Source organism: Nocardia sp. GTS18, from assembly GCF_013839555.1.
Taxonomy (GTDB): Bacteria; Actinomycetota; Actinomycetes; order Mycobacteriales; family Mycobacteriaceae; genus Nocardia; species Nocardia rosealba.
Map to the genome: position 1 here is coordinate 494162 of NZ_JACBIU010000001.1, position 15738 is coordinate 509899.

Here is a 15738-nt window from a genome sequence, read left to right on the forward strand (position 1 = left end):
GATTCGGAGTACTCCGGCGGCCGGATGGCTACCGATCTGGACTTATTTCGCGCTCAACGAATTACACCCCTGTAGCAGCAACTCGATGCCGCTTCCCCCGGGTTAAAACAAACCGCTTATTCAGAATTTCCTGAGCCGCGCATAACCTGCGTCTGGTTAGCTCGGCGGCGGCGGGCCAAGAGCAGTCCCGCGCCGATCGCGGTCAGGATAACGGACGCCAGTTCGGGCGCCGCACCGGTCCTGGTCGCGATCGTCGCCGTGTCGCGCAATGGTAGCTGGGCGACCAGCGCCGCGGGGACGACTTGGTCGGAGTGCTGCGTGAGAGTGCCGTCGGCGGTGATGATTCCACTGACCCCGGTGGTTGCCGCGACCACGAGCGCCCGCCCGTGTTCGACCGCGCGCACCCGCGACATCGCCAATTGCTGATACGTCATTTCACTCTCGCCGAAGGTGGCGTTGTTGGTCGGGACAGTCAGCAATTGCGCGCCCGCGGCAAGGGATTCCCGGAATGCCCGGTCGAAGGCGACCTCATAACAGGTGGCGACGCCGATTCGGACATTCGCGGCAGTGACGGTGCCGTCGCCGTGGCCGGGTACGAAATAGCCCGCGCGATCGGCATAGGAAGAGAACAAACGGAAGAAACTTCGCATCGGCAGGTATTCGCCGAAGGGTTGGATGATTTTCTTGTCGTGGCGCTCCCCCGGTCCGGCGGCACCGTTCCAGACGATCACCGAGTTGGTGGTGGTCCGGTCGCCGTTCACCAGGACCGCGCCGACGAGGATCGGGGCACCGATGCGCTCGGAGGCGCGGGTGATGACGGCGGCGGCGTCGGCATTGCGCAGCGGGTCGATATCGGAGGAGTTCTCGGGCCAGATCACGATGTCGGGTTTGCGCTCCTGACCGCGTGCGACGCTGTCGGCCAGTTGCTCGGTGCGCCGGACGTGGTTGTCGAGGACGGCGCGGCGCTGAGCGTTGAAGTCGAGTCCGAGCCGGGGCACGCTGCCCTGGATGGCGGCGACCGTGATCGTGCGCAGACCGTCGTCGGGGGCGGGCAGGGAGGGGCGCAGCGCGAGCCCGGCCAGCGGCGCGACGATCACGGCGAGACCGGTCAGCGCGATGCCCTTGTCGACAGTGCGCTGTCCGGCGCGCACCCGCAGCACGAGGGCGGCGAGCGCGGTGCCGGTGAGGGCCACCGCGAAGCCGATCAGCGGGGCGCCACCGTAGGCCGCCAGGGGCAGGTACCACCCGTCGGCCTGCCCGAAAGCAATTCTCCCCCAAGGGAATCCACCGAAGGGAACATTCGAGCGCGCCCATTCGGTCGCCGTCCACGCCAGCGCCAGCCACACGGGCCATCCGCGGAGTCCGCCGAGCCACCGCGCGAGCATGCCCCAGAGCCCGAAGAACACCGCGCACGCCGTCGACAACGCCAGCCACGGCACGGGGCCCACGTAGATCCCGGTCCACGGCAGCAACGGCAGGAAGAACGCCAACCCGCCGAGCATCCCGTACCCGAACGCGGCCCGCACCCTGCTCGTCCCGTGGACGGCGAGCGTCAGCAGCGCGACAGCGAAGGGCGCGAGAAACCACAGCGGCCGCGGCGGAAAACTGGCGAACAGCAGCACCCCACCGAGCACCGCCAGGGCCATCCGCCCGAACACGGCCCCAGCCGTCGCCGTCCCCACCGCTCGATCGGAACCGGCATCGCCTTCCCGCCCCGCGCCCCGCTCCGACGGCGACGTGCCGTCGGGTCCGTGAGTATCGCTCGTTTCGGAGGCGGGCCGGTGCGTCGACCTTCCCGACTCAGTGGAGCGGACGTCGACAGTGCCCGCTTCCGGCACGGAAGGACTTTCGTGCTCCTTGTCGCCGGGATACGCAGGTCCCTCGGCCGGTCCCGATGGCTCGGTGGGTAGGGGCCGGTCGCCGGTGGCGGGGTCGATCATGCTGTCGCGCTCCGTGATTCGTGGCGGGTCGGCTCAGGCCGCGTAGATGGTCGTGCCGTTGTGCACGGTGCGCAGACAGGTCGGGAGGGGCGCGTCCGGGTCGAGGGCCGGCAGGCCGGGGACGCGCGAGCGCGGATCGGTCGACCAGCGCTGGACGGTGTCGGCGGCCGCGGCGACGACGAGGTCGCCCGCCTCCCAGACCGCGTAGGAGGCCGGTGCGCCGGGAACGAGGGTGCCCGCCATCCCGTCGCGGACACCGCCCGCGCGCCAGGCGCCACGGGTGGCGGCGGCGAAGGCGGCGCGCGGTGACAGTCCGTGGCCGGAGGTGCGGTGGTGCACCGCGGCACGGATCTGCTCCCAGGGATTCAGGGTCGTCACGGGGGCGTCGGAGCCGATCGCGAGGGAGATCCCGGCGGCCGCCATCGCGGCGAACGGATTGAGCCCGGCGGCCCGCTCGGCGCCGAGGCGGGTGGCGTACATGCCGTCGGTTCCACCCCAGGCGGCGTCGAAGCCCGGTTGCACCGACAGGATCACCCCGAGCCGGGCCAGCTGTTCGATCGCGGCGGCATCGGTCATCTCGGCGTGCTCGACCCGGTGCCCGCGCGCGGCGACGGCGGGGCCGCCGAGTTCGCTCGAGACCCGGGCGAATCCGTCGACCACCAGGTCCATGGCCGCGTCGCCGATGGCGTGGAACCCGGCCTGGATCCCGGCTTCGGTGCAGGCGCGCAGGTGGTCGGTGACGGCATCGGCGTCGAGGAAGTTCTTCCCGCAGCCGGCGGCGTCGGCGTACGGTTCGCGCAGCAGCGCGGTATGCGAGCCGAGCGACCCGTCGACGAACAGGTCGCCGCCGAGTCCGTGCACGCCGAGTTCGCCGAGCAGCGCGCGCGCCTCGTCCGCGCCGCGCACGGCCTGGCCCCAGTAGGCGCGCACCTGCACGCCGTGGTCGAAGGCGAGCAGTTCACGCACGTCGTCGCGGCTCGAGATGTCGGGTCCGGCGCATTCGTGCACGGCCACGATGCCGTGCACGGCGGCGCTGTCGAGGGCGGCGGTGCGGGCCGAATCCCGTTGGGCGCGAGACAGTCCGGCCAGGGCGACGGCACGTACCCGGTGGTGGGCGTCGGCGCGCAGCGGTTCGCCACGGTCGCCGGACTCACCGGCGGCATCGAGCAGAGCCGACGACGCGACCGCCGAGTGCGCGTCGATGCGCGCGAGGTAGACAAGCCTGCCCGGCCCCGCGGCCTCGTCGAGTTCGGCGACCGTCGGCGGCCGCTGCTCGGGCCAGGTGGTGTCGTCCCAGCCGTCTCCGATGATCACCCCGCCGGGCTGCCGCGCGGCGTGGGCGCGCACCGCGTCCAGGAGGTCGGCCAGCGAGCGCGCGCCGCGCAGATCCAGCCCGGTGAGCCGCAGTCCGAGGGCGGTGACGTGGACGTGCGGGTCGACGAACGCGGGCGCGACGAACGCGCCGTCGAGGTCGATGATCTCCGCGTCCGGGTGCATGGCTCGCCCGGGCGCCTCGGCGCCGAGCCACACCACGGTGCCGTCGGTGACCGCCATCGCGGTCGCGTCCGGGGAACTGGAACTGTAGAAACGACCGCCGATCAGCAACTGGGTACTCACGGTGCCCCAGTCTGCCGTATCGGCGGATCGTCAGGTCGGCAGGGACAGCACGGCGCACACGTCGGCGTCGCCGAGTCCCGCCGGTGTGTGTCCGCCCGCTCGGGCGGCGATCAGTTCCAACCGCCACGCGGCGGTGGTGAAGTCCGACATCGACTGTCCGGCAGCGGTACTCGCTCGGCGTACCGCGTCGGCCAGTTCCTCGCTCACCGTGACGGTGATCTGCTCGGTGGCCATGCGGGTCACTGTAGACCGTCGGCGCGGGTCGGTCAGGCGGAACCCAGCGCGCGGGGGCCGCGGGTGTGACCGTCGTCGTACCACTGGCCGACGACGTCGCCGTCGACCACGTCACCCCCGGCGTCGACGACCACGCCACGGTAGGGCGAAGGCGCGAACGAGGGCAGCGGGCCGAAGCGCCGGGTGCCGAGCTTCTCGAGGACCGGGCGCAGCAGCGCGCGGGTGGGCGGGAACAGGGCGAGCAGCCCGAGCACCCCGGTGACCAGCCCCGGCACGAACAGCAGGACCGATCCGGTCGCGACGAGCAGCCCGTCGGCGACCGCGCTCTCCGCGCTCACCTCACCGCGCGAGGCCCGGCGGAACCGGTCGAACACCCGCCGCCCCTGCTTGGCGAGCAGGGCCAGTCCCACACCGGAGACCGCGACGAGCACCAGCAGTGCCCACCCGACCCCGATCACCTGGGCGAGGCCGACGAGAGCGGCGATCTCGACGACGAGGTAGAGCACGAACAGCAGGGCGGTCATGGTGATCCTTTCGGACGATCTACCCGTTCAACGCACGAGCACGCGTTTTTTCTCCCGGCCCGAGGCGGATCACTCACCCTCCGGGCCGCACCAGCCCGGTCTCGTACGCCAGCACCACCGCCTGCACCCGGTCGCGCAGCCCGAGTTTGGTGAGCACCCGGCCCACGTGTGTCTTCACGGTGGCTTCGGACAGGAACAGTGCGGCGGCGATCTCGGCGTTGCTCTGCCCGGCGGCGATCTGCTCGAGCACCTCGCGTTCGCGGACGGTGAGCACGTCGAGCACCGCCGGGTCGCGCAGCCCGGCCGGGTCGTCGGCGACGAGGCGGTCGAGCAGGCGTTTGGTCACTTTGGGTGACACCACGGCGTCACCGGCGGCGACACTGCGGATCGCCGAGACGAGGTCTTCCGGCGGGGTGTCTTTGAGCAGGAAGCCGCTCGCCCCCGCGCGCAGCGCGCCGAGGGCGTGTTCGTCGAGGTCGAAGGTGGTCATCACGAGCACGCGCACGCCGTCACCGGCGGCGACGATGCGGCCGGTGGCGGTGACGCCGTCGACCACCGGCATGCGCACATCCATCAGCACGACGTCGGGACGTAGTTCCCCCGCACGGCGCACGGCTTCCTCGCCGTTGGCCGCTTCGCCGACGACCTCGATGTCGGGGTGGGCGCCGAGGACCATTTTCAGGCCCATCCGCATGAGTTCCTGATCGTCCACCACGAGCACACTGATCGGCATTCCCTCACCCTAACGGCCCGTTCAATCGGTTTCGGCGCGTAGCGGGAGGCGGGCGCTCACCTGCCAGCGCCCGTCGGGCAGCTTGCCCGCGTGCAGGGTGCCGCCGAGCACCGCGACGCGTTCGCGCATGCCGACCAGGCCCATACCGCCACCGTGAATCGAGCTCTCCTGCACGGGAACTCCGCCGCTGTCGGTGATCTCGACCAGGATCTCCTCGGCGCCGCGCTGCACCCGCACCACGGCCTTGGCGCTCGCACCGGCGTGCCGGAGGGTGTTGGTGAGCGACTCCTGCACGATGCGGTGCACGCCGAGGCTCACCTCGGGAGCGATGTCGTCGAGTTCGCCGGTGAGCTCGAGGTCGACGGCCAGGCCGGCCTCACGCATCATCTGCGCCAGTTGCGCGATGCCCGCGCTGCCGTGCTGGGGCAGCAGTTCGGGTGCGTGCTCGGTGCGTAACAGTGCGACGGTGCGGCGCAGTTCGCGCAGGGCGTCGCGGCCGGTGCCCGCGATCGTCGACAGCGCGCGTTCGGCGGCGTCCGGGTCGGTGCGCAGGGCGTATTTCGCGCCGTCGGCCTGCACGATGATGACGCTCACCGCGTGCGCGACCACGTCGTGGAGTTCGCGGGCGATGCGGGTGCGTTCGGCGGCGACGGCCTCGTGGGCGCGGCGTTCCTTGTCGTAGTCGGCGACGGCGAGCCGCGCGGCGACCTCGGCGTCGTAGGCGTGCCGGGCGCCGTTGAACTCCGCCAGCGTCCAGCACAGCGCGTAGATGGCGCCGACCAGGATCAGGTCGCCGCCCTTGGGCTCCCGCACCAGCAGCACCGACAGACCCAGATCGAGGGCGAGGAAGCCCACATAGATCAGCCCGTCACGGCGTCCGACGTAGGCCACCAGCGTGTAGAGCATCACCCCGAGCCCGATCAGCGCCACATGCGGTGCGGTGCTCTCGTTCAGCAGGTAGGCGGTGAACGTGCACAGCAGCGACAGCACGAGCAACACCGCGGCCATCGCTCGCGGGTACAGACGGCGCAGCACCACCGGCAACGGCAACAGCACCGACAGCGCGAGGTAGACGACCTTGTTCCTGGCCTCGCCCACGCCGAGGACGTCGAAGCACAGCAGCATCGCCGCGAGGAGGGAGTCGGCGACGATGGGTCGGCCGCGAAGCCACAGACTGAACCGGCGCACCGGCCAAGCCTAGGCGCCCGCTGGCTTTCCGGCCGTGATCTTGATTGCCTTGACGCGTGCAACTCGGAGACTGGACGGTGCTACTGGTGGCCGCGGCGGCGGCGGGCTGGGTCGACGCGGTGGTCGGCGGCGGCGGGCTGATCATCCTGCCCACCCTGTTGCTGGTCGCCCCCGGCATCGCACCGCAGACGGCGCTCGGCACGAACAAGATGGCCGCGCTGGCGGGAACAGCCACGGCGGTACTGACCTTCGCGCGCAAGGTGCCGATGCAGTGGAAGGTGCTGGTGCCCGGTGGGGTGATCGCCGCGATCACCGCCGCGTGCGGTGCGGCGGCCGTGTCGCTCATCGACCGCGAACTGTTCATCCCGATGGTGATGGTCGTGCTCGTCGGCGTGGCGATCTTCGTGACATTGCGCCCGAAGGTCGGGTTGACGATGGCGACGCACCCGCCGACGCGACGCAAGGTGATCCTGGTCGTCGCGCTCGCCTCGGGCCTCATCGGCCTCTACGACGGTTTGCTCGGCCCCGGCACCGGAACCTTCCTCATCATCACCTTCGCCACCCTGCTCGGCACCGAGTTCGTGCGCGCCGCGGCGATGGCGAAGGTCATCAATTGTGGGTCGAACGTGGGCGCGCTGCTGTATCTCGGCGCCACCGGGCACGTGCTGTGGGGGCTCGGCGCGGGCATGGCGGTGGCGAATATCGCCGGTGCCGTTGTGGGTTCGCGGATGGCGCTGGCCAAGGGCGCGGGCTTCGTCCGGGTGGTGCTGCTGGTTGTCGTCGTGGTGATGGTGGTGCGGCTGGGCTGGCAGCAGTTCGCCTAGCGCACCGCGTCGGGTTGGGCGGCCAGCCACGGTTGTAGGACCCGCGAAGTGGTTTCGTGGATCTTGCGGTGCAGGCGTTCACCGTCGTCGATGCTGTGCTGCGGTTGCTGGAACAGCACCGTCAACGCGCCCGAGACCGCGCCGACCACGGCGCCGACCAGGGCGGCGGCGCCGACCTCGTCGAGTTCGTGGGGAAACGCCAGGTGCAGTTGCCTGGCGATCTCGCGCTGGGCGACGAGCTGGGCATGCGCGGCGCGACCGCTCACCGACGGAACGGTGCGCGAGACGCGGGCGCGCAGGGCGGCGATGCGGGCGCCCAGGTCGTCGACGAGGTGTTCGCCGGGGTTGTCGCCCGCGGCGCGCAGGGCACGCAGCAACACCTCGACGGGTCGCTCCCCCGGCCTGCGGGTGGCGATGGCCGCGACCGCCGCGCGCACGCGGTCGTCGGGTTCGGGGAAGAGCAGTTCTTCCTTGCTGGCGAAGTAGTTGAAGAAGGTCCGGGTGCCGACCTCGGCCGCGGCCGCGATTTCGGCGACAGTGGTCTCCTCATAGCCTGCTGCCTCGAACAATTCGACGGCGGCCAGCAGAATCGCACGACGGGTTCGTTCCCTTTTTCGATCGCGGAGGGCAGATGGCGGCACGGCGGGCACCCTACGGCATCCGCGGGTTCTCCGGCGGGAGGATCGGGGCCCGCGCGTCACGGTTGTCGCTGCCCCGGCCCGGTTTTCACGCAGGCCTGGGCACGTGTCGGTGGGAGCCGCTAGCGTAGTCGCGGTGAGTACCACGACTTCACACGAGGTGGACGAAGAGTTCCGCGCGCTCGGGCTCGCCGCGCTGGCCGAGGCCGCGTTGTCGGCGGCCCGCGCGGCGGGAGCCGAATATGCCGATCTACGGGTGCAGCGGTTGGTGACCCAGTCGATCCGGTTGCGCGACGGCCGGGTCGAGGCGGTCACCGATGCCACCGAACTCGGGTTGGCGGTGCGTGTGATCGTCGATGGCACCTGGGGTTTCGCGTCCCACGCCGCCCTCACCCCCGAGACCGCCACCGAGGTGGCGCGTCGCGCGGTGACCGTCGCGCGAGCTCTGCGTTCGCTGAACCGGGAGCGGGTGGAGCTGGCCGACGAACCGGTCTACGACAACGTGTCCTGGGTGTCGGCCTATGATCTCGATCCGTTCGCGGTGCCGACGGCCGACAAAGTGGCGCTGCTGCAGGACTATTCGGGGCGGTTGTCCTCGGCCGACGGCGTCGACCATGTCACCGCCTCGGTGTTGCAGGTCAAGGAACAGACGTTCTATGCCGACACCGCGGGATCGTCGATCACCCAGCAGCGGGTGCGGTTGCATCCGGAACTGGAAGCGGTGACCGTCGACGCCGCGGCCGGGGTGTTCGAGACCATGCGTACCCTCGCCGCGCCGGCGGGTCGCGGGTGGGAGTACGTCACCGGCGCCGACGGAACCTGGGACTGGGCAGACGAACTCGCGCGAATCCCGGGCTGGCTGGCCGAGAAGGTGAAGGCGCCGTCGGTCGTGCCCGGTCCGACCGATCTTGTGATCGACCCGACCAACCTGTGGCTCACCATCCACGAATCCATCGGGCACGCCACCGAGTACGACCGGGCGATCGGCTACGAATCCGCCTATGCGGGTACGTCGTTCGCCACTCCCGACAAGCTCGGCACCTTGCGGTACGGCACACCGATCATGCATGTCACCGGTGACCGCACGCAGGTGAACGGGCTGGCCACCGTCGGTTACGACGACGAGGGTGTGGCGGGCCAGCGGTGGGATCTGGTGCGCGACGGTGTCCTCGTCGGCTACCAGCTCGACCGTGTCTTCGCCCCGCGCCTCGGCCTGGACCGTTCCAACGGCTGCTCCTACGCCGATTCGCCGCACCATGTACCGATCCAGCGGATGGCCAATGTGTCGCTGCAACCGGATCCCGACAGCGACACGAGCACTGCCGAGCTGATCTCGCGGGTCGAGGACGGTCTCTACGTCGTAGGCGACAAATCCTGGTCGATCGATATGCAGCGCTACAACTTCCAGTTCACCGGACAGCGGTTCTTCCGGATCCGCAACGGGGAGCTGACCGGTCAGGTGCGTGATGTCGCCTACCAGGCCACGACAACCGATTTCTGGGGGTCGATGGAGGCGGTCGGCGGGCCGAGCACGTGGCAGCTGGGTGGGGCGTTCAATTGCGGTAAGGCTCAACCGGGTCAGGTAGCGGCGGTGAGCCACGGTTGCCCGTCGGTGCTGGTGCGCGGGGTCAATATTCTCAACACCCGGACGGAGGGCGGCCAGTGAGCGCGAGTGTGTTCCCGGCGGGGGCTGTGGTCGAGCAAGCACTTGCCGCGTCGACGGCCGACGAGGCGATCGTGCTCGTCACCGACGCGCACGAGGCGTCCCTGCGGTGGGCCGGTAATTCGATGACCACCAACGGTTCGTCGGTGTCGCGATCGTGGGCGGTGATCTCGATCTTCCGCGACGGACCGAACTCGGCTCGGGTGGGCTCGATCTCGTCGACCAGTGTCGATCCGGCCGACATCGCGGCCGTCGTGCGGGCCGGTGAGGAGGCCGCGCGCACGGCCGAACCGGCCCAGGACGCCATGCCGCTGCTCGAGCCGACCGAGGACGACTCGGCCACCTGGGAGCAGGCGCCGGGCAGCACCGGGATCGAGGTGTTCGCCGGGCTGGCGCGCGATCTGTCGGCCGGGTTCGACGGCACCGACCGGCTCTACGGTTTCGCCCACCACCAGGTGCACACCACCTGGCTCGGCACCTCCACGGGCATCCGCCGCCGGTTCACCCAGCCCACGGGGTCGGTCGAGATCAATGGAAAGCGCGGGAAGGGCAGCGATCTCGCCAGCGCCTGGGTCGGCGTCGGGACACCCGATTTCGTCGATGTGGACACACCCGGGCTGCTGTCGGAGCTCTCGCGGCGCCTCGACTGGGCCGCCCGCCGGGTCGACCTGCCCGCGGGCCGCTACGAAACCTTGTTGCCGCCCTCGGCGGTCGCGGATCTGATGATCTACATGGCGTGGAGCATGGAGGGACGCGGCGCCCAGGAAGGGCACAACGCGTTCGCCCGTGCGGGCGGCACGCGTGTCGGTGAGCGACTCACCGACCTCTCGCTCACCCTGTATTCCGACCCGAAGGCGAGCGGCCTGGAGTACCGGCCGTTCGTGGCGACACCCTCCTCGTCGGAGTCGCTGTCGGTGTTCGACAACGGTCTGTCCGCGCGGCGTGTCGACTGGATCTCCGGCGGCGCCATCGAATCGCTGATCTACCCGCGCGCCACCGCCGCCGAATTCGGCACCACCGCAACGGTTCCCGGTGAGAACCTGCTGCTCACCGGCGGCGGCGACGCCACCCTGGACGACATGATCGCCCGAACCGAACGCGGCTTGCTGCTCACCTGCCTGTGGTACATCCGCGAGGTCGATCCGGCAACCCTGCTGCTCACCGGCCTCACCCGCGACGGTGTGTACCTCGTCGAAGACGGAAAAGTCACCGGCGCGGTGAACAACTTCCGCTTCAACGAGAGCCCCCTCGACCTGTTGCGGCGGGTCTCGGAAGCAGGCGCGACCGAGATCACTCTTCCTCGCGAATGGAAGGACTGGTTCAGTCGAACGGCTATGCCCCCGTTGCGGATTCCGGACTTCCACATGTCGTCGGTGAGCCAGGCGACCTGAGCCGAAGGGGCCGGCGGTGCATGCCCGCACCGCCGGCCCAGGGTTCGCCTACGCGACCGCGCGACCCGGCAGTGGGCTCTAGCCCCAGTCGGCGAGACTGGTGGCGCTTCCCTCCGCCAGGTGCAGGATCACGTCCGCACCCTCGATGGTGTCGGGATCCAAGGGGAAGTAGCCCTGTTCGGGTTTCGTATCCGTCCGGATTTCCGCAGTGCCGAGGGTATCGGCGGCCACCAACCCCCAAGTGGGTGTTGCCTTCTGGAGTATGCCCTCGTACGTGCCCGGGTCGGGTTCGCCGAGTTCCAGGCCGGCGCTGCGCCCGAGGCTGCCGAGGATCGCCTGGTAGCGCTGCCCCATCAGTGCCGCGACGATCGCGCCCGCGCCCGACCAGGTGAGATTCATCGGGCCCATTCGCATGATGCTCGAGGTGCGGCGCAGGTGCAGGTTGTGGGCGCACACCAGGGTCGGGCCGCGTGAACTCTCGACGGTGCGGATATCGAGCAGGTTCTCGGCCATCAGGGCGTCGCGGGTGGCGGACAACGCCGACCAGCGTTCGTCGTCGGGAAGAGGGTCGGCGGCTCGTGCGTGGTAGCGCAGCAGCCCGAGTCCGGTGGTGAGATGGACTGCGGCCCTGTGCCATTCGTCGAGCGAGGTGGCGGCGATTCGTTCCGGTGCCTTGGCATGGAGGCGGACGAGCAGGTCGTCGGCGATGACGCGCAGGCGCGCGGCATCGGTGCCCGCGCCCACCGAGACGGCCGGGTCCATGATCGCCTCGGTGCGGTTCCACCGGTCGTCCGCACCTGCCACCTCGCGGATGTCGAGGTCGAGTTGTAGGTAGTCGCAGGCATATTCGAGGTAGGGGCGCGGACTCGGTGCGTACATGGTTTCCATCGCGCCGTCGAAACCGTGGATGCTCACGCGGTCCTCGGGCGGCAGTTCGGCGTTGTGGGCGTGTAGGCGGGCCACCAGTTCCCGGTTGGCGTCGAAGGCGCCGAAGCCATGTGTGAACCCGGTCCTCATCACCTCGTCGAGGGTGCCGACGCCGTGGCGCACATAGTCGTCCACGGTGAGGGCGGCGGCTCGGTCCGTTTCCAGGGCGATGGACCGGAAACCTCCGTCTACCAGTTCGCCGAACAATTCGTTGCGCACGGCCGCGAAGCCCGGTTCCTTGTGCGTGGGTTCGCCGAATGCGAGGAGCTCGCAGGTGGACGGGATGGTGTTCCAGATTCTCTGATTCATATGAGTACATCGTATCGTTGAAGAAACGGTGTAAATCTGGCCGGGCTTTCTTCGATAATAGCCGAGTAAAGTCTCAAACTGTGAGGAAGCTGCGTCCGTCGGATCTGGCCCAGGAGCACGGCATCTCCACCCAGGCGGTGCGCAACTACGAACAGGACGGGTGTCTCCCACCCGCCGACCGCACCCCCGCCGGTTACCGCGTCTACACAGAGCTCCACGCGGCCGCTCTGCGCACCTACCTCACCCTGATCCCCGCCTTCGGCCATGCCACCGCGAGTCGCATCATGCGCGCGCTGCACGACGACCGCCTCGACACGGCTCTCACCGAGATCGACCGTGCCCACGCTCGTCTACTCGAGGACCGCGAAACTCTCGCCTCTGTCCGCCGCGCGGTCGACCACCTCACGAGCGAATCATCCTTCTCCACAGTGGATTCCGAGGCTGCGTACACCATTGGCGAACTCGCCGCGCACCTGCGGCTCACCCCTGCCACGCTCCGAGCTTGGGAAGCGGCAGGCATCCTCTTGCCTGTCCGCGATTCCGCCACCGGCTACCGGGTGTACACGTCCACCGACCGTCGTGACGCTCATCTGGCGGCGATTCTCCGTCGCGGTGGTTACCGGCTCGAGCACATCGCGGTCGTCATTGCGCAGATCCGTGGGGCAGGGAGTACCGAGGGTCTGACTGCTGCTTTGAGCGGATGGGAGGGCAAGCTGACCGAGCAGGGGCTTGCGATGCTTGATGCGGGGGGTGTGTTTCGTGGGTACGTGGGTGTGCTCGGCATGTAAGTGGTTGCCTTGGAATAATTTTCGTGACTGGTGAGCTGTTGGTCTCGGGTACAGGTCGGGGCTTTCACGTACTGCAGGTTCGGCCCGACTGGACGGCTCGAGTGGTGCCGCCTGCCGGATTCCTGGTGGTGTGGAACGCCCTCGGTGTTTTGTGCACCACGGGGGTATTGGGCTGTATTTTTGGAGCGCTGGCGCGCTCGAGCGCGGCCCCTGAGGGGCCACGCGAACAGCGCTCGAGACTTGCGCTTCGCGCATGCGCTTCGAGCGCTGTTCGCGCGGCCGGGCCGCTGCGCCGCTTCGCGGCGGACCCTCCTCGAGGTCGGGTCGTGCGGGGCTAGGAGGGCGGTCATGGCGGACTTGAGTGGTCCCCGCCTCACACCCTCTCGAGCACCGCCGAGGCCCCGATCCCACCTGCCGCGCAAATGCCCAACAGCGCGGTCTCTTTCCCGCTCCGAGCCAGCTCATTGGCCATAGTCGTCACCATTCGGGCACCGGTGGCGCCGAACGGATGCCCGAGCGAGATGGAGCCGCCGTGCACGTTCAAGGTGTCGATATCGACGGACCCCACCGCTTCGTCGCGGTCGAGCCGGTTCTTGGCCCACTCCGTACTCTCCAACATACGAAGCACCGAAAGGGTCTGCGCTGCGAAGGCTTCATGGATATCGACGAGGTCGATATCGCCCAGGGACATACCTGCCTTGTCGAGCGCACGCGGCATCGAGATCGCCGGCCCGATGAGCACCTGGTCCGCTGGGTCGACGCTCACATAACTCCACGACCGGAATGCGGCCAGTGGCGTGAGGCCCAGCGCCCGAGCCTTCTCCTCGCTCATCAACAACACCGCCGACGCACCATCGGTGAGCGGGCTCGCGTTACCTGCGGTGACGGTGCCGTTCTCGGCGAACACCGGCTTCAGCGCGGCAAGCTTCTCCACGCTCGTATTCGCCCGGACCAGACCGTCGGTCTCGATCCGTTTGCCGGACGGCGTCTCGATCGGCACGACCTCGTCATCGAAGCGGCCCGAGGCGATAGCGGCGGCGGCGCGCTGGTGGGAGCGGGCGGCGAAAGCGTCCTGGTCGGCGCGGGAGATGCCGTTGATCCTGGCCATCTTCTCGGCGGACTCACCCATCACCTCACCGGTGGTCCGCTCGGAGATCTTCGGCTGACGCGGCAGGATGTCGGTGAACGGCGCGAGCTGACGCACCACGTCGAGGTAGTCCTTGGCCGACGGCTTGCCGAGGGCGACCGGCGCGACCGCGTGCACCACTTTCTGCGGCAGCTTGATCTCGGCGTTGCTGGTGGAATCGCTGCCGCCCGCGATCATGATGTCGTATTCGCCGCGTTCGATCGCCGCGGCCGCTGAGGTGACGGCCTGCAGACCCGACGCGCACGCCCGCGTCACGGTGTATCCCTCGCACCCGAAATCCAGGTTCAGATCCAGGGCCACCTCGCGCGCGATATTCGGCGCGTGGCTCGGCAGGATCACCCCGCCCCACACGATGGACTGGATCTCGGCGGGCGCGATGCCGGTGCGCGCGAGCAGACCGCGCACCGCCGCACCGGCCAGGGCGATACTGTCGAGCCGGGTCAGGTCGGTGAACGCGCGGACGAACGGGGTGCGGGCACCCGCGATCACGACGGCGCGGCGGCGGTTCTCGGCCATGGGGGTCCTTTCGTCTGAACCCTCACGGTATCCGATACCAGCGGTACTGGGTACCGTTTCGGTCAGGCGGGCGTGATCTCGAGGCCGATGGTGCCGTCCTTGCCCCGCCGCAGGTTGCTGAAGAAGATCACCAGCGGGCCGGTGAGCCGGTACTTGCGGCGCAGCAGCGAACGCACCTGCTCGGTCTCGGCGCCGTCGAGCACGCGCGCGGTGCCCGACACCACCGCGCCGTGCGTCTTACCGCGCGCATCGCACGGCTGCACGGTCACCTCGGCGTTGCGGCGGATGCGCTTGACCTTCCAGCTGTCGGTCACCGTCCAGACATACAGCTTGTCCTCGCGCGACACGGCCCACACCGGGGTACCGACGGGTGTGCCGTCCTTACGATACGTGGTGAGCAGAACATAGTTCGCGGTCGCGGCCTCGCCCAGGCGGTTCGTCATCCCCTGAGCCTAGCGGTGCGAAAACTGGTACGGGCGGGGCGCCGGAAAGGTTCGTAGGCTCGGATTCATGAGCGATGCCGCAGTGCCGATGTTGTGGAGTGGTGATCTCGGGGCCACGTTGGCGTTCTATCGAACGCTGGGGTGGACGGTGACCCATGAGCAGACCCGGCCGTATGCGTACGGGGTGGTCGAGGGTCACGGGACTGCGTTGCATTTCTCGCCGGCTCCGGGCGGGGTCGAGCTGCCGCTCGAACACGTTGCGGCGCTGCTGCTGGTCGACGACGTCGCCGACCGGCACGCGAAGTTCACCGCCGCACTGCGCACCGCGTACGGCAAGATCCCGGTGAAGGGTTGCCCGCGGATCACCCGTTTCCGGCCGGGGCAGTCGCGATTCACGCTGGTCGATCCGGTCGGCAACACGCTGCTGGTGATCCAGCGCGACGAACCGGAGTCCCTCGAATACGGCGGTTCCCGCGAACTCGAGGGTCTACCGAGAGTTCTCGACAATGCCCGCATCTTCCGCGATTTCAAGAACGACGACCGCGCCGCCACCCGAGCCCTGGAAACCGGTCTACGCCGTTTCGGCGCCACCGCTTCCGCGACAGACCTGGCCCGCGCCTACGCCGCCCTGGCCGAACTGGCCGTCGCCGCAGGCGATTCCGACCGCCTCAATCACTGGAAATCCGAACTGAACACCCTGAACCTCACCTCCGAGGAACGCGCCTCGCTGGCGACCGACGCCGCCGCACCGGACCAGCTCAACGCCTGGCTCTCAATGACCGAGTGACCGCCCCAGGTCGCGATGGCTGCGACCTGAAAAATCGCTACGCTCTGCGAATCGCAGGGTCGACCCGTC

15 protein-coding genes are annotated in these 15738 nt (G+C 69.2%); 5 read left to right on the forward strand and 10 right to left on the reverse strand.

Annotated elements, in window-relative coordinates:
- Positions 1-116: 116 nt before the first annotated feature.
- The 6 genes from lnt to HYG95_RS02400 form a co-directional block, all read right to left on the reverse strand.
- Positions 117-1682 (reverse strand): apolipoprotein N-acyltransferase, encoded by a 1566-nt coding sequence (lnt, locus tag HYG95_RS02375; RefSeq protein WP_370465649.1) that lies wholly within the window; start codon positions 1680-1682, stop codon positions 117-119.
- 291 nt (positions 1683-1973) lie between these two features.
- Positions 1974-3557 carry an amidohydrolase gene (locus HYG95_RS02380; RefSeq protein WP_181696339.1) on the reverse strand — a complete coding sequence of 528 codons (1584 nt, stop codon included), beginning with the start codon at positions 3555-3557 and terminating at the stop codon, positions 1974-1976.
- A 30-nt stretch (positions 3558-3587) separates the two neighbouring features.
- A complete protein-coding gene (locus HYG95_RS02385; RefSeq protein ID WP_067492208.1) occupies positions 3588-3791 on the reverse strand; it encodes a hypothetical protein in 204 nt (67 codons plus the stop codon).
- Positions 3792-3823: 32 nt separating this feature from the next.
- Entirely contained in the window at positions 3824-4315 is a 492-nt protein-coding gene (locus HYG95_RS02390) for an FxsA family protein (RefSeq protein ID WP_181696340.1), read from the reverse strand.
- A gap of 73 nt (positions 4316-4388) precedes the next feature.
- A complete protein-coding gene (locus tag HYG95_RS02395; protein WP_181696341.1) occupies positions 4389-5048 on the reverse strand; it encodes a response regulator transcription factor in 660 nt (219 codons plus the stop codon).
- Between the two features lie 21 nt (positions 5049-5069).
- Positions 5070-6236 (reverse strand): sensor histidine kinase, encoded by a 1167-nt coding sequence (locus HYG95_RS02400; RefSeq protein WP_225280297.1) that lies wholly within the window; start codon positions 6234-6236, stop codon positions 5070-5072.
- 56 nt (positions 6237-6292) lie between these two features.
- On the opposite strand from HYG95_RS02400, the gene HYG95_RS02405 reads away from it, so the two are divergent.
- Entirely contained in the window at positions 6293-7060 is a 768-nt protein-coding gene (locus HYG95_RS02405) for a TSUP family transporter (protein WP_067635509.1), read from the forward strand.
- Here the strand turns inward: HYG95_RS02405 and HYG95_RS02410 are convergent.
- On the reverse strand, positions 7057-7701 hold the full coding sequence (locus HYG95_RS02410; RefSeq protein ID WP_303745828.1) for a TetR family transcriptional regulator: 645 nt from the start codon (positions 7699-7701) through the stop codon (positions 7057-7059). The genes HYG95_RS02405 and HYG95_RS02410 overlap by 4 nt on opposite strands.
- Positions 7702-7834: 133 nt before the next feature.
- Here HYG95_RS02410 and HYG95_RS02415 point away from each other — a divergent pair, with 133 nt between their 5' ends.
- Entirely contained in the window at positions 7835-9364 is a 1530-nt protein-coding gene (locus HYG95_RS02415; protein WP_181696342.1) for a TldD/PmbA family protein, read from the forward strand.
- An 8-nt stretch (positions 9365-9372) separates the two neighbouring features.
- Entirely contained in the window at positions 9373-10752 is a 1380-nt protein-coding gene (locus tag HYG95_RS02420; protein WP_181696489.1) for a TldD/PmbA family protein, read from the forward strand.
- A 78-nt stretch (positions 10753-10830) separates the two neighbouring features.
- Here the strand turns inward: HYG95_RS02420 and HYG95_RS02425 are convergent, their stop codons facing one another.
- Entirely contained in the window at positions 10831-11988 is a 1158-nt protein-coding gene (locus HYG95_RS02425) for an erythromycin esterase family protein (protein WP_181696343.1), read from the reverse strand.
- Between the two features lie 80 nt (positions 11989-12068).
- Here HYG95_RS02425 and HYG95_RS02430 point away from each other — a divergent pair, with 80 nt between their 5' ends.
- The gene (locus HYG95_RS02430) at positions 12069-12776 is read left to right on the forward strand and encodes a MerR family DNA-binding transcriptional regulator (protein WP_181696344.1); all 708 of its coding nucleotides are present in this window, start codon (positions 12069-12071) and stop codon (positions 12774-12776) included.
- A 373-nt stretch (positions 12777-13149) separates the two neighbouring features.
- On the opposite strand, the gene HYG95_RS02435 is transcribed toward HYG95_RS02430, so the two are convergent.
- Both HYG95_RS02435 and HYG95_RS02440 read right to left on the reverse strand, forming a co-directional pair.
- Entirely contained in the window at positions 13150-14439 is a 1290-nt protein-coding gene (locus HYG95_RS02435; RefSeq protein ID WP_181696345.1) for an acetyl-CoA C-acyltransferase, read from the reverse strand.
- Between the two features lie 62 nt (positions 14440-14501).
- Positions 14502-14882 (reverse strand): PPOX class F420-dependent oxidoreductase, encoded by a 381-nt coding sequence (locus tag HYG95_RS02440; RefSeq protein ID WP_181696346.1) that lies wholly within the window; start codon positions 14880-14882, stop codon positions 14502-14504.
- Positions 14883-14949: 67 nt separating this feature from the next.
- Between HYG95_RS02440 and HYG95_RS02445 the strand changes: the two genes are divergently transcribed.
- A complete protein-coding gene (locus HYG95_RS02445; protein WP_181696347.1) occupies positions 14950-15669 on the forward strand; it encodes a glyoxalase in 720 nt (239 codons plus the stop codon).
- Positions 15670-15738 lie beyond the last annotated feature (69 nt).